The sequence below is a fragment of the Pseudomonas sp. PS01270 genome (assembly GCF_029959775.1).
GTDB lineage: Bacteria > Pseudomonadota > Gammaproteobacteria > Pseudomonadales > Pseudomonadaceae > Aquipseudomonas > Aquipseudomonas atacamensis.
The window spans coordinates 30,619-44,176 of the sequence record NZ_JASCPT010000011.1; the positions used below are offsets into that span (position 1 = coordinate 30,619).

Annotated in this window: 14 protein-coding genes; 4 read left to right on the plus strand and 10 right to left on the minus strand. The window is 57.8% G+C overall.

Features of this window, described 5'->3' with window-relative positions:
• Nucleotides 1-33 precede the first annotated feature (33 nt).
• Both QMX86_RS06190 and QMX86_RS06195 read left to right on the plus strand, forming a co-directional pair.
• Nucleotides 34-594: a glycine cleavage system protein R gene (locus tag QMX86_RS06190; RefSeq protein ID WP_071174673.1), complete on the plus strand. Its 561-nt coding sequence runs from the start codon at nucleotides 34-36 to the stop codon at nucleotides 592-594.
• A 10-nt stretch (nucleotides 595-604) separates the two neighbouring features.
• Nucleotides 605-1,078: a peroxiredoxin gene (locus QMX86_RS06195; protein ID WP_130929414.1), complete on the plus strand. Its 474-nt coding sequence runs from the start codon at nucleotides 605-607 to the stop codon at nucleotides 1,076-1,078.
• Nucleotides 1,079-1,197: 119 nt separating this feature from the next.
• On the opposite strand, the gene QMX86_RS06200 is transcribed toward QMX86_RS06195, so the two are convergent.
• Complete coding sequence (locus QMX86_RS06200) at nucleotides 1,198-2,268, minus strand: AI-2E family transporter (protein WP_016771268.1); 1,071 nt, start codon at nucleotides 2,266-2,268, stop codon at nucleotides 1,198-1,200.
• 31 nt (nucleotides 2,269-2,299) lie between these two features.
• Nucleotides 2,300-2,539, minus strand: a complete 240-nt coding sequence (locus QMX86_RS06205; protein WP_016771269.1) for a sulfurtransferase TusA family protein — start codon at nucleotides 2,537-2,539, stop codon at nucleotides 2,300-2,302.
• A gap of 98 nt (nucleotides 2,540-2,637) precedes the next feature.
• On the opposite strand from QMX86_RS06205, the gene QMX86_RS06210 reads away from it, so the two are divergent.
• The gene (locus QMX86_RS06210; RefSeq protein ID WP_110601821.1) at nucleotides 2,638-4,071 is read left to right on the plus strand and encodes a M48 family metalloprotease; all 1,434 of its coding nucleotides are present in this window, start codon (nucleotides 2,638-2,640) and stop codon (nucleotides 4,069-4,071) included.
• An 81-nt stretch (nucleotides 4,072-4,152) separates the two neighbouring features.
• On the opposite strand, the gene QMX86_RS06215 is transcribed toward QMX86_RS06210, so the two are convergent.
• From QMX86_RS06215 to rpoE, 4 genes are all read right to left on the minus strand, one after another.
• Nucleotides 4,153-5,586, minus strand: coding sequence for a DegQ family serine endoprotease (locus tag QMX86_RS06215; RefSeq protein WP_016771271.1), 1,434 nt, complete (start codon nucleotides 5,584-5,586; stop codon nucleotides 4,153-4,155).
• 208 nt (nucleotides 5,587-5,794) lie between these two features.
• A complete protein-coding gene (locus QMX86_RS06220) occupies nucleotides 5,795-6,760 on the minus strand; it encodes a MucB/RseB C-terminal domain-containing protein (RefSeq protein WP_282382447.1) in 966 nt (321 codons plus the stop codon).
• A gap of 8 nt (nucleotides 6,761-6,768) precedes the next feature.
• The gene (locus QMX86_RS06225; protein WP_008077804.1) at nucleotides 6,769-7,356 is read right to left on the minus strand and encodes an RseA family anti-sigma factor; all 588 of its coding nucleotides are present in this window, start codon (nucleotides 7,354-7,356) and stop codon (nucleotides 6,769-6,771) included.
• Nucleotides 7,357-7,386: 30 nt separating this feature from the next.
• Nucleotides 7,387-7,968: an RNA polymerase sigma factor RpoE gene (rpoE, locus tag QMX86_RS06230; RefSeq protein ID WP_003172477.1), complete on the minus strand. Its 582-nt coding sequence runs from the start codon at nucleotides 7,966-7,968 to the stop codon at nucleotides 7,387-7,389.
• Nucleotides 7,969-8,525: 557 nt separating this feature from the next.
• Here rpoE and nadB point away from each other — a divergent pair.
• A complete protein-coding gene (gene nadB, locus QMX86_RS06235) occupies nucleotides 8,526-10,133 on the plus strand; it encodes an L-aspartate oxidase (RefSeq protein WP_282382451.1) in 1,608 nt (535 codons plus the stop codon).
• Nucleotides 10,134-10,702: 569 nt separating this feature from the next.
• Here nadB and QMX86_RS06240 read toward each other — a convergent pair.
• The 4 genes from QMX86_RS06240 to QMX86_RS06255 all read right to left on the minus strand — a co-directional run bounded on the left by QMX86_RS06240 (nucleotide 10,703) and on the right by QMX86_RS06255 (nucleotide 13,371).
• Nucleotides 10,703-11,248, minus strand: coding sequence for a hypothetical protein (locus QMX86_RS06240; RefSeq protein ID WP_082422076.1), 546 nt, complete (start codon nucleotides 11,246-11,248; stop codon nucleotides 10,703-10,705).
• A 226-nt stretch (nucleotides 11,249-11,474) separates the two neighbouring features.
• A complete protein-coding gene (locus QMX86_RS06245) occupies nucleotides 11,475-12,485 on the minus strand; it encodes a hypothetical protein (RefSeq protein WP_060519990.1) in 1,011 nt (336 codons plus the stop codon).
• 41 nt (nucleotides 12,486-12,526) lie between these two features.
• Nucleotides 12,527-12,913: a hypothetical protein gene (locus QMX86_RS06250; RefSeq protein WP_282382459.1), complete on the minus strand. Its 387-nt coding sequence runs from the start codon at nucleotides 12,911-12,913 to the stop codon at nucleotides 12,527-12,529.
• Between the two features lie 176 nt (nucleotides 12,914-13,089).
• Nucleotides 13,090-13,371 (minus strand): hypothetical protein, encoded by a 282-nt coding sequence (locus QMX86_RS06255; protein WP_060519988.1) that lies wholly within the window; start codon nucleotides 13,369-13,371, stop codon nucleotides 13,090-13,092.
• Nucleotides 13,372-13,558 lie beyond the last annotated feature (187 nt).

Here is a 13,558-nt window from a genome sequence, read left to right on the forward strand (position 1 = left end):
CCTACCGACCGCTCATCGCTTTAGGAATGCTGCATGTCCACCCCCACAGTTCGCGAACAATTCCTTGTCATCAGTGCCCTCGGCGCCAACCCCATGGAGCTGACCAACGTCCTGTGCCGCGCCAGCCATGAAAACCGCTGCGCCGTCGTCACCTCTCGCCTGACCCGCCACGGCGAGTGCAGCGCCTTGGTGCTGGAAATTTCCGGCAGCTGGGACGCCCTCGCGCGCCTCGAAGGCAGCCTGCCATTGCTGGCCAAGCGTCACGCATTCACCGTCAACGTGGTGCGCAGCGCCGCTCTGGAAAATCGTCCGCAAGCGCTGCCTTACGTGGCTTACGTCAGCTCGGCGTATCGCCCGGACATCATCAATGAGCTGTGCCAGTTCTTCATGGACCACAACGTCGAGCTGGAAAACCTCACCTGCGACACTTACCAGGCTCCCCAGACCGGCGGCACCATGCTCAACGCCACGTTCACCGTGACCCTGCCGGCCAACACCCAGATCAGTTGGCTGCGCGATCAGTTCCTTGATTTCGCCGACGCGATGAATCTGGATGCCCTGATCGAGCCTTGGCGCCCACAAAACCCAATGTAAGGAAGCTTTCATGGCCGTTGTCATCGACCAACCGGTTGCGGATTTCACCGCGCCTGCGACCAGCGGGCAGACCGTCAGCCTGTCCGAACTCAAGGGCAAGCAAGTGGTGATCTACTTCTACCCGAAGGACAGCACCCCGGGCTGCACTACTCAGGGCCAGGGTTTTCGCGATCAATATGCGGCTTTCAAGGCTGCCAACACCGAAGTCTTCGGCATTTCCCGCGACAGTTTGAAGTCGCACGAAAACTTCAAAGGCAAACAGGAATTCCCCTTCGAACTGATCAGTGACAAGGACGAGGCGGTTTGCCAGTTGTTCGACGTGATCAAGCTGAAAAAGCTGTATGGCAAGGAATACCTGGGCGTTGATCGCAGCACTTTCCTGATTGATAAGGACGGTGTGCTGCGTCAGGAATGGCGTGGCGTGAAAGTGCCGGGGCATGTTGATGCCGTGCTGGCGGCGGCTGAGGTTCTGAATAAAGCCTGATGGTTTTGCTGCGTCGTCACCGACGCCATCGCTGGCAAGCCAGCTCCCACAGGGTTCAGCACATACAAAACCTGTGGGAGCTGGCTTGCCAGCGATGAGGCCAAAAGCCTCACCCCGATTTAAAGCAACGGCGCCACCACCGGCTCCTTGCGCGGCCACGCATCGAGCACAGCCTTGAACAGCGTCGCCAGCGGGATCGCAAAAAACACCCCCCAGAATCCCCACAACCCGCCAAACAACAGCACCGCGCAGATGATTGCCACCGGATGCAGATTCACTGCTTCCGAAAACAGCAACGGCACCAGCACGTTGCCGTCCAGCGTCTGAATGATGCCGTAAACCGCCATCAGGTAGATGAACTGATCGCTCCAGCCCCACTGGAACAGCGCAATCAGCAGCACCGGCACGGTCACCACTACCGCACCGACATACGGCACCACCACCGACAAACCGACCAGCAAAGCCAGCAGCGCCGCGTAGTTCAGGCCCAGCGCGATGAAGGCGATGTAGGTCACGCCGCCGCAAATCACGATCTCGATGCCTTTGCCACGTATGTAATTGGCGATCTGCCGGTTCATTTCCTGGGCGACGCGGGTGATCAGCGCGCGTTCGCGAGGCAGATAGCCACGCACCCATTCGCCAATCATCGCCCGATCCTTGAGGAAGAAGAACACCAGAATCGGCACCAGAACCAGGTAGATCATGATGTTCACCAGCAGCGGCAAACTCGACAACGAGAAAGTCAGTGCCCACTGACCGAACTTGCCAATCTCGCCCCGCGCCGCTTCGATCGCCTGCAGGACTTGCTCGTCAGACACCAGATGCGGATAGCGCTCGGGCAATAGAAGCAGCAGCGATTGCCACTTGGCGAGCATGCCCGGCAACTCGTTGAACAGGGTGATCAACTGATGCCACAGCAATGGCAGCACCACGACGATAAACAGCATCAGCGCGCCCATGAACAGCGCAAACACCAGCCCCACCGCCACCCCGCCGGGCACACGCAGCCGCTCGAGCGTCACCACCAGGCCCTGCATCAGATACGCCAGCACCATTCCGGCCAAAACCGGCGCAAGCATGCCGCCGAGGGTGAGCACGGCAGTGAAGGCGAGAAACAGCAGCACTGCCAGCACCACGGCTTCTTCATCGGAGAAGTAGCGCTGAATCCAGTCGCGTAACACTTTGAACATCAATAATCCCTTCGATTTTAAGCGCGGCGCTTCAGGCTTTCTTCAACCAGTAACGGTAGACGCCAGCCTCGTCTTCTTCGCGCAACAGCGCATGACCGGCGAGTTTGGCAAAGGTACGGAAATCGCGTTGCGAGCCGGCATCGGTAGCGATCACCTTGAGCACAGCGCCACTTTGCAGTTTGTTGAGTTCCATTTTTGCCTTGAGCAACGGCAACGGACAGTTCAGGCCACTGGCGTCCAGTTCCACGTCATGGGCTACAGCGTCAGTCATTGCGTCACTCCGGTTCGGGTTGTCGAGCTGCCTAGAATATCTGGTCGCGGCTTCGGTGTCCGGCTACAGTAAGGTCTTTGTCCTCCAAGGCTTTGTGCATGACTTTTCTGCGCCCTACCCTGCTGACGCTCGCTTGCCTGCTCGCCTCACCAGGCTTTGCCGACGATCTGCCGTCACTCGGCGACGCCAGCTCTGCCATTGTCTCGCCGCAACAGGAATACCAGCTAGGCCGCGCCTGGCTGGCCATGCTGCGCAGTCAGGTTTCCCAGCTCAACGATCCGCAGCTCAAGGATTACGTCGAATCCAGCGTCTACAAGCTGGTGGAGACCAGTCAGGTCTCCGACCGACGCCTGGAATTCATCCTGATCAACAGCCCACAACTCAACGCCTTCGCAGCGCCGGGCGGCGTGGTCGGGGTCAACGGCGGCCTGTTCCTCAACGCCCAGACCGAAGGTGAATACGCCTCGGTGCTCGCTCACGAACTGGCGCACTTGTCGCAACGCCACTTCGCTCGCGGCGTCGAAGCCTCACAAAGAATGCAGGTGCCGATGATGGCCGCGTTGCTGGCGGGTATCGTCATCGCGGCGGCAGGTGGCGGTGATGCCGGCATCGCCACCATCGCCGGCACCCAGGCTGCGGCGTTGCAGGAACAACGGCGCTTCTCGCGGCAGAACGAACAGGAAGCGGACCGCATCGGCATCCTCAACCTGGAAAAGGCCGGGTACGATCCGCGTTCGATGCCAACCATGTTCGAACGCCTGATGCGCCAGTACCGCTTTGACGCCAAGCCGCCGGAATTCCTCCTGACTCACCCGGTCACCGAATCGCGTATCGCCGACACCCGCAACCGCGCCGAGCAGGCGAAACCGGGCGGCATCGAAGACAGCATGCGCTACCAGTTGATTCGCGCGCGGGTGCAGTTGATCTATGAGGAAACCCCGGGGCTGGGCGCCAAGCGTTTCCGCGCCCTGCTCGATGAGAACCCGAAAAATGATGTCGCGCGTTACGGCCTGGCCATCGCGCAAATCAAGGGCGGCCAGCTCAACGAAGCGCGAGAGAACCTGAAGCAGCTGTTGGCCAAGTCGCCGAACGAGATCATCTACAACCTCGCGCAGGTCGATCTGGACATCACCAACAATCGCCTGCCCGAAGCGCAATCACGGGTCGACCGCATGCTTACGCAGTTCCCGGGCAACTATCCACTGAATCAGGTGCGTGTCGATCTGCTGTTGAAACAGAATCGCGCCGCCGATGCCGAGAAGGCACTCGACAGTCTGCTCAAGTCGCGCCCGGATGATCCGGACGTCTGGTATCAGGTTGCTGAAACCCGCGGCTTGTCGGGCAACATCATCGGCCTGCATCAGGCGCGCGCCGAGTATTTTGCACTGGTCGGCGATTACCGCCAGGCCATTCAGCAGCTGGACTTCGCCAAGCGCAAGGCCGGCAACAACTTCCCGTTGTCCTCGCGCATCGATGCCCGCCAGCGCGAGTTGATGGAGCAGGAGCGTATGGTCAAGGACATGATGGGCTGAGTCTTTCGAGACAAGACAAAAACTGCAGACACAAAAAAACCGCCTCTTTCGAGGCGGTTTCTTTTTTACCTTGTTACTGGCTTATTCCGCCAGTTTGAAGGTGATGAAGCTGGCACGGCCCTGACGCAGCACGCGCATCGACACCGAACGGTTCTTCGGCAACGCCTTGGCGATGTCGGTGAACTCCTTGGCCGAGCCGATGGCTTGATTGTTCAGGTGGGTGATCACGTCACCCGGTTGCAGACCGATCAGGGCCGCAGGACCGTCCTGCACTTCCTTGATCACCACACCACCTTTGAGGTCGTAGGTTTTCTTCTGCTCGGCGGTCAATTCGCCGACCGCAACGCCGAGGCGGTTGCTGCTGCTTTCAGCGCCGGATTTCGGCAGACCTGCCAGCTCTTTGTCCTCGTCCGGGATTGCGCCGACGGTCAGCTCGACGTTCTTGCGCTTGCCTTCACGAATCACTTCCAGATTGGCTTTGGCGCCAGCCTTCAGCGCGCCGACCAGATGCGGCAAATCGGCGGACATGACGATCGGCTGACCGTTCATGCTCAGGATCACGTCGCCAACTTGCAGGCCGCCCTTGGCCGCAGGGCCGTCATCCTGGATCTGTGCAACGAGAGCGCCGGCCGGCTTGTCGAGACCGAACGACTCGGCGAGGTCCTTGTTCACTTCCTGGATGACTACGCCCAGCCAGCCGCGGCTGACTTTGCCACCGCTTTTGAGCTGGTTGGAAACATCCATCGCCACGTCGATCGGAATGGCAAACGACACGCCCATGAAACCACCGGAGCGGGTGTAGATCTGCGAGTTGATGCCGACCACTTCACCGTTCAGGTTGAACAGCGGGCCACCGGAGTTGCCCGGGTTGATCGGCACGTCGGTCTGAATGAACGGCACATAGTTTTCGTTTGGCAGGCTCCGACCGACGGCGCTGACGATACCTTGGGTCACGGTGTGGTCAAAGCCGAATGGCGAACCGATCGCCACGACCCACTGGCCGGCCTTCAGATCCTGGGATTTGCCGAGCTTGAGCACCGGCAGATCCTTGCCTTCGATTTTCAGCAACGCCACGTCAGAGCGGGGGTCGGTGCCGACCAGCTTGGCTTTCATCTCACTGCGGTCAGCCAGACGGACGAGGATTTCGTCAGCATCGGCGATCACGTGATTGTTGGTGAGGATGTAGCCATCCGGCGAAATGATGAAACCCGAGCCCAGCGATTGCGCTTCACGCTGGCGGCCATCGCCACGTGGCGAGCGCTGCTGAGGCGGCATGCCGCGCTCGAAGAATTCGCGCAGCATCGGTGGCAGGCCTTCCAGATCCGGCATCTGCTGGTTGACCCGACGGTCCGGCAGTTTCTGCGTGGTACTGATGTTCACCACCGCTGGCGACGCTTGTTCGACCAACTGGGTGAAATCAGGCAGATCGGCCGCTTGCGCAGCAGGCACCGCCTGACCGAGCAACAGCACGGTGGCGAAGATGGAAAGGTAAGACTTCAAACTTGGTATCGACATACAGCTCCCGTTACGACGAGCAGGGTTAAGCGATATGGAGCAAAGGAACACCGGAAACCACAGACCGGCATTTTTGTTCCGGGAACAACAAACAAGGCCAGAGCCGTGAGGCTCTGACCTATAAAAAATTTTCAGGGGTTTTGCAAATGAAAATGCTCAGCAAACATTTCGACGTCTCGACGACGAAGTGGAAATGACTGAAATCAGCTCACTGCTTGCTGGTCGCAGCGCCATCGTTGTTGCGCATCGATAGAGCAATTCGTTCGGCGGTGCCAATCGGGATTTCGCCAACCACCGTGACCATCATTTCACCCTGCGGCGTGGTCAGGCGACGGGATACCGCGACGGTCGGGCCCAACTGGGTACGGGTATCGGTAACGGTTGCACCGTTCAACGGTTCAAGGAACACCGAGAAACGCGCCAGACCATCGTCATACATCAGACTGCTGACCTGAGTCTTGGTTTGCGCATCCTTGTGCGAACTGCTGCTGGTCAGCTCAAAGCCTGGCGGGAGCCAGTCCGAACGCCAGTTTTGCACGGTTTTCGCTGCAGAAGCCTTGTCGCTTGCAATGTTGATCGGCTTGCAATCCGGGTCCGCCAACAAGTCCTTGTCCGATGGGATTACATCCGTATCGAGGCTGGTGAACTGGAAACGCTCGAGCAACTGCCCTTTGTCGTTCAACAGCAACGACTTGAGCGGCAGCCCGGTTTTCTTGTCCAGATGCAACTCGAAACCATAACGGTGCTGATCACGAGGCGTCAGCGACACAATCACTGCATCACGGCCGGCCACGCGCGACTTGCCAATGACGGCAAGGTCATACCAATTCTTCAGCTTTTTGGGATCCAGCGCACGGGCGGCAGCGTTGGGTGAGTCACCCAATCCCGCAATCAGGGTGCCGCTCACGCATTGAGTACGTCCATCAATGCGCACGACTTCCTGAGCCGAGCCATCGAGCTGTAATAAACGCTCGCGGACCTGGCCATTCTGGACACGATGCCAGATGTTGTGCGTGGAAAAACTGCCGTTGCGCTCGTAAACGAAAGTGCCGTGGAAGCTCTGCTGCTGCTCGGCCTGGCCCAGACGGGTCAACCAGTCCTGGGCCTCGTCAGCGTGGGCTGGAACGATGAACCAGCCACTGAGCAGAAGCGAAAGTAGAGGGATGGCGCGCATGATCCTCCTTAACGGTTTTCCAGGCTTGCGGCACGTGCGTATGGCAGCGCGCTTTCAGTTCCTTTGAGTGCAGCCTGCTGAGCGTGCTGACGCAGATAGCCTGGCAGACGCTGGTCATGCCAGCCTGGCTGACCTTGCAGAACGCCGTTAGCCATAGGGCCAGTCGCTTCCGAGCTCTCGCTGTAACCAGCCAGAACTGCCGGACCTTTGACCTGTGGAGTGGCCAGAGTAGGCTGATTCGACTGCTGGGCCAGTTCAACACCAGCGATTTCGTCCTGGTTGTACAGGCGAACACCGGCCAGAACGGCCACGGTTACCGAAGCGGCAACAGCGAGGCGACCCAGGTTACGCCATGGGCTGCGGGATACTTTGGCCGGAGCCGTTTCGTCTTCCAGCGCAGCGGACACTGCCGCAGCGATATCCAGACGCGGAAGCAGCAGATCCTTGTGCATGGCTGCCCGAGCGATCTGGTAACGAGCCCAGGTCTCACGGGTATCAACATCATCCAGTGCGCTGAGCACTCGACGCAATTCCAGTTCGTCCGCTTCGTTATCCATCACTGCGGACAGCGATTCCTGCAGGGCTTCACGACTCATGGCGTTCCTCTCTTGGCTGTCGCCGCTGTCTCAGTTTTCCTGCAACAACGGTTGCAGGGCTTTGTCGATGGCCTCCCGAGCGCGGAAAATCCGGGAGCGCACGGTACCCACCGGACACTGCATGACGCTCGCAATGTCCTCGTAACTCAGACCATCGAATTCACGTAAAGTTAAAGCCGTACGCAAATCCTCTGGCAGTTGCTGGATGGTTCGATGGACAGTGCCTTCGATCTCATCCCGCAGCAATGCACGTTCTGGTGATTCGAGATCCTTGAGGCCGTGATCGCCATCGTAGAACTCTGCATCCTCTGAACTTACATCGCTATCCGGCGGCCGACGGCCGCGGGAAACCAGGTAGTTCTTTGCCGTGTTAATGGCAATACGGTACAGCCACGTATAAAACGCACTGTCACCGCGGAAATTTCCAAGTGCCCGATACGCCTTGATAAAGGCTTCCTGAGCAACGTCCTGGGCTTCATGGGTGTCGTGCACAAAACGCACGATCAACCCGAGAATTTTGTGCTGATATTTCAGCACCAGCAGATCGAAAGCTCGCTTGTCGCCACGCTGTACGCGTTCGACCAGCTGCTGATCCTCTTCCTGGGTTAGCATGAACACTCCTCGATAAGCCCGGAGGAGACTTGCATTACTAAACGACCAGACTTGCAAACATAGACTCGGGCTTTTCGCAAAAGTTCTCCCCCTCCAAGCAAGTTTCCTGCGGGCTCTGATTTGGCACGCACGAAAAACGCAGCGCGGGATAAACCGGCTGCGCGAATAATCTTGTTATCGGTTTCGCCGGCAGGAATCCAAACGCAGATTCCGCACTGAAGCCGACACTGTCCCTGGTTTCTGGCACCGTCTATTGATCTTGGGCCTTTGGCAAAAGTTCCAATTATTTATAGCCGTACCCACCTGACATTGCGCAACCCTGCTCGGAAAAGACTGTTTCAGCGCCGATACAGGTGTCATTTTTCAAAATCGATGAAAAAAACTTCCGACGAAGCACAGCGCTTTTTACTGCGCGGTAGTCTCACAATGCCATCTGGGCCCGGCTATTGTGCCGCCCAACCCCTCTATATACTAGTGGGCTGTGTGGCTGTCTTGACTCGCCGATCCAGCTGTCTTGCGCCAACCCCGACCCGGGTCGCTTTGAGCGGAATCCTGAAATGAGCCAACAGTTCCAACACGATGTTCTGGTGATTGGCAGCGGTGCTGCCGGTTTGACTCTCGCTTTGACCTTGCCCGGTCATCTGCGCATTGCCGTATTGAGCAAAGGCGATCTCGCCAACGGTTCGACCTTCTGGGCCCAGGGCGGCGTCGCTGCGGTGCTCGATGATACCGACACTGTCGAATCCCATGTCGACGACACCCTCAATGCGGGCGGCGGCTTGTGCCATGAAGACGCCGTACGCTTTACCGTCGAGCACAGCCGCGAAGCCATCCAATGGCTGATCGACCAAGGCGTGCCGTTCACCCGCGACGAACAGTCCGGCACTGAAGACGGTGGTTTCGAATTTCACCTGACCCGCGAGGGTGGCCACAGCCATCGACGGATCATCCATGCTGCCGACGCCACTGGCGCTGCGATCTTCAAGACCTTGCTGGCCCAGGCCAAAGAGCGCGATAACATCGAATTGCTGGAACAGCGCGTCGCCGTTGATTTGATCACCGAACGCCGCTTGGGCATGGAAGGCGATCGTTGCCTGGGCGCTTACGTGCTGAACCGCGCCACCGGCGAAGTCGACACCTACGGCGCAAGGTTCGTGATTCTGGCCTCGGGCGGCGCAGCCAAGGTCTACCTTTATACCAGCAACCCCGACGGCGCCTGCGGTGACGGCATCGCCATGGCCTGGCGTTCCGGTTGCCGGGTGGCGAACCTGGAATTCAACCAGTTCCATCCGACCTGTCTGTATCACCCGCAAGCCAAAAGCTTCCTCATCACCGAGGCCCTGCGTGGCGAAGGCGCGCATTTGAAGCTGCCCAACGGCGAGCGCTTCATGTATCGCTTCGACAAACGCGCGGAGTTGGCGCCTCGTGACATTGTCGCGCGGGCCATCGATCATGAAATGAAGCGCCTGGGTGTCGACTGCGTATATCTCGACATCAGCCACAAGCCTGAATCGTTCGTAAAAACTCACTTCCCGACTGTTTATGAACGCTGCCTGGGCTTCGGCATCGACATCACCAAACAACCGATCCCGGTCGTCCCCGCCGCGCACTACACCTGTGGCGGCGTGATGGTCGATCAGCACGGCTGCACCGATGTACCTGGGCTCTACGCCATAGGCGAGACCAGTTTCACCGGTCTGCACGGCGCCAACCGCATGGCCAGCAACTCGCTGTTGGAATGCTTCGTTTATGCCCGTTCGGCAGCGGCGGACATTCTCGCGCAACTCGATGACGTCGCGGCGCCAAGCGCCCTGCCCGTCTGGGATGCCAGTCAGGTGACCGACTCGGATGAAGACGTGATCATTGCGCACAACTGGGACGAGCTGCGGCGGTTCATGTGGGACTACGTCGGCATCGTGCGCACCAACAAGCGTCTGCAACGGGCGCAGCATCGGGTGCGTCTGCTGCTGGATGAGATCGATGAGTTCTACAGCAATTACCGAGTAAGTAGGGACCTGATCGAATTGAGGAACCTTGCTCAGGTAGCGGAACTGATGATCCGGTCTGCCATGGAACGCAAGGAATCTCGGGGCCTGCACTACACTTTGGACTACCCGAAGATGCTGCCAGAGGCGAAGGATACGATCCTCACACCGACCTTTTGAGGCACGTTAGGAGCCTTCAGGTTAGCGAGGAGAGACCCCGTTTTGCAACAGGTTTGTCCCACCTTTGTTCCACCTTTGTCCCAGTCCTCGGCTCATTCGTCCGGGGTCTCCAGGGAGGGGCATACGGGGGAAAGCCTGGGAAGACATTGTGTGGAATGGGGTCTCAGATTTTTCTGTCAGTTTTTCATCAAGGATCTTTGAGGTGCCCGTATAGCCAACGGCACGCGTTGACGCACCATAAGGCCATATGCACAGCCACACAGACCCAGTAAAGGGCCTGCAAGCGGTCCATGAGGTCACCTATGATTTCAGGGAGTGGTGGAAGCTGAAGTTTGTAAGGCCGTAATGCTTGGCAACCTCAAGGATGCCCTCATAGGAGTCAGGCCAGCCTCCACGGCTTGAGTCGTTGGTGGCTCCCGACTGAAGCAGGGCAAAACAAACAGCCGCATATGGGGTCAGATGATCGACTGACACCTTCGTGACCACTCGTTTATTGTTGTAAGTGAAACACAGCGTGAAGCTCATGGCTGACCTTACGTTGGAGTGTTTAGCGGCTGAGCATAGCAACTTCACGCTCTAAGCGGGGACCTATTGAGGCCTAAACCAATGGCTCGCTCAAGGGACAGGTTGCCCTTGGCTACAGCAGCCCTCAGCCCCTTTTGGGTGTTCTTGTGGGGAGCTTTGAGAGCCCTCCAGTCACAGCGATCATTGAAGGCGGACCGCTCAAGGATTGCAGCACTATGGTCATTGCCCATGTTGCGCATCTTGTCGGCCACCAGTAAGGCGACCTCAGGCATCTCAAGGATCGCCTCGAAGGCGTCATAGACCATTGCCTCGAACTCATCTGAGACCCATCCGGCATATGCCAGAGTGGCCCGCTTGGTGGCCTGAGTCACGGAGCCTGCTCGCCCCTTGTTTAACGAACCGATATTTCCGGTTTGTTCCAAGGTCTTGGCCTTCTTGGTGTCTACCCACTTACCCGGTTGTTTGCCTTTGGGTAGCTTCAGGGTCCGCCAGATGTCAGTCAGGTCCCACATACCTGAGTCATTAGCCTTGAAAGGTTTACCCTCAATGATGATTACGTGGGCCGCGTGCTTGTGTTTGATATCGATCATGTTCATGTTTTCCTTTTGTTTGCTCTCTGAGTTCGCTCCCACAGACCAGCACACAGGCCCCATGACGGGCTCTGATCGATGGCACAGAGAGCAAACAGAAAGACTGTGTTTGATGAATGCCCAGCGACGGGCGTTAACCGGTCCAGATTTGGACTCGTTGATTGATGGAATCCAGCGAGGCCCCCTCAGACTTGAGGGGACCCTTTAGGCCCTACTTGCGGGTCCCTCAAGGCGCATCCGAAAGGACGATCTGCTTGATGAGAGGCAAGGCCACTGGGGTGGTCTCCCAGTCAGAACCGTTTACCTTCACCTCGACCATAGCGGTAGCCATTACGTCTACCACTGCGCTGACCTCCAGCTCCCAGCTCAGCGAGGCACTATTGCGGCTCAGCTCAATGCGCCACACGTCGCCTTCACGGTTCTCACGAAAGGACAACAGAGCGAACGCTTTGGGTGCCAAGAAGATGCCTCGATCTGGTCCGCTGTAGACCTGCACACGAGTGCCCACCAATTCGTCGATGTCCTCCAAGCCTGCCCTTTGGGCGGCACGATTAAGAACAGGGCGAAGACTCACGGGAATCAGAACGCCAAACTCTGAGATGTCACGACCCCAGTAGGTGTCCAGGTGGGTGGCGATGAGGTCAAGGAAGTCCTCAGCCTGGGCAGCCGGTGTGCCAGTGAGTGGCCCAACGTAGACCTTAGAGACCGAGGGTTGGCTCTCCAGGCTCTCAGCGATCTTACCAGCCATGGTCAGCTCAAGGTCATTTAGGACCTTATTGGCGGTCTGCTCCATGCTCCGCTCAGTGAAACCAAACTGGACGGTGTGGTCGAGGATAGAGATTCGAGCCGACACCAACACGCCGACCTCAGGGGCCTCCATGGACACAAGCGAGCCTGCCAGAGCTACACCCTTGGTCACTGTGCGACCATCGTAGGTCTGCCGGGGATCGAAGGTCACTGACCGATCAGCCATCAGGGCGACTTGGGGGCACGTTGGGATCGAACCATAAGGGCGCACTTCGGACGGGAAAGCATTGTTCATGTCCTCCCGCCACTCTTCGCCATTCAGGTGCTCATCGGCGGCTTCCTGCATTGCCAAGGCGTAGACTGCTGGGTCGCTTGCAGCCACCTCTTCGGCCCGAATGTCCGAACTGTGGAATGTCGCTTGGGTAAGCCCGAGGGACTTCACGGATTGGGTGTAGACCCGCTCAGGTGTCTTGTATTGAAAAGGCTTCATTGCTTGTAACTCCTAAAGGTTATGAATGGGTGTGGTTGCTATCAGCGGCCAAGCTGGGCACGGAGACGCTCACCGCGCTCACGGATGGCTTGAGCCTGACGCGCACGCTCGGCCTTCTTCTCTGCGATTTCCTGTGGGGTCGGCACACGGCACCGCTCAGCGTTGGCCTTAGCCTCAGCAATCTGACGAGCTTCAAGTGCTGCCTTCTCGGCCATATGCTCTCGATAACTACGAGCGGCCTCAGGGGATGCACTCAGGGACAGACCAGCAGCGGCAAATACTTGAGCAACCTGAAGGATTCCCGAGTAGTTCTTGCCGTGTGCTGCCACCAATAGGGGCAACAACAAAGTCTCGACATACTCTCGGGCCATTGGCTGACCGTTCACGGTGGCCTTAGAGGGAGTTACAGCGGTGACGTTGATGTTCATTTGGGTATATTTCTCCGACCTACCCATAGAGCAACTTTCAGTCCGCACGTAGAGCGCACGACAAGACACGGAGAAGACGGACGATACGCCTACCCTGAAAGTTGCTCTATGGATTCTTGATTTCTATTAAGTGCCCTTGGTTAGTGCGGCTAACGCTGTGAGGACAACCGGTGTAATTACTTCGCGTTCATCTTGAATAACAGTGGCACGCTCAGGGCGTCCCGAAGTGAGACACCAGCAGCTCCAAGGGACGCTATCAGCTTGGGCAGCAGTGGCGACCTATGGTGGTCAATGAGGTACTGCTCCTCCCGGCTCCACTCACGGTGGGGCTTATAGGAAGACCTCAGGTCAATTAGCAGGTGCAACTTAGCGGGCACGTCGATGGCCTCACGGAGAGACCCTATAATCGCCAAGTGCTCCTCTGAGGCATCAGGTCTCGGGACTATCTTTTTGGTCATGTATACAGGCTCCTTTTGTTTGCTCTTTGAGCTACCTCGAAGTTCCCAGGATCGTGGTCTGACAAGACCCGTCCTAACCTTAAGACACCAAGAGAGAAACTTAAAGTTAATCACTAAGACCCAAAGATAAACCTAAAGATTTAATTACTTGTTTACACAAGATAATTAATGATCTCCAAGAGAACCT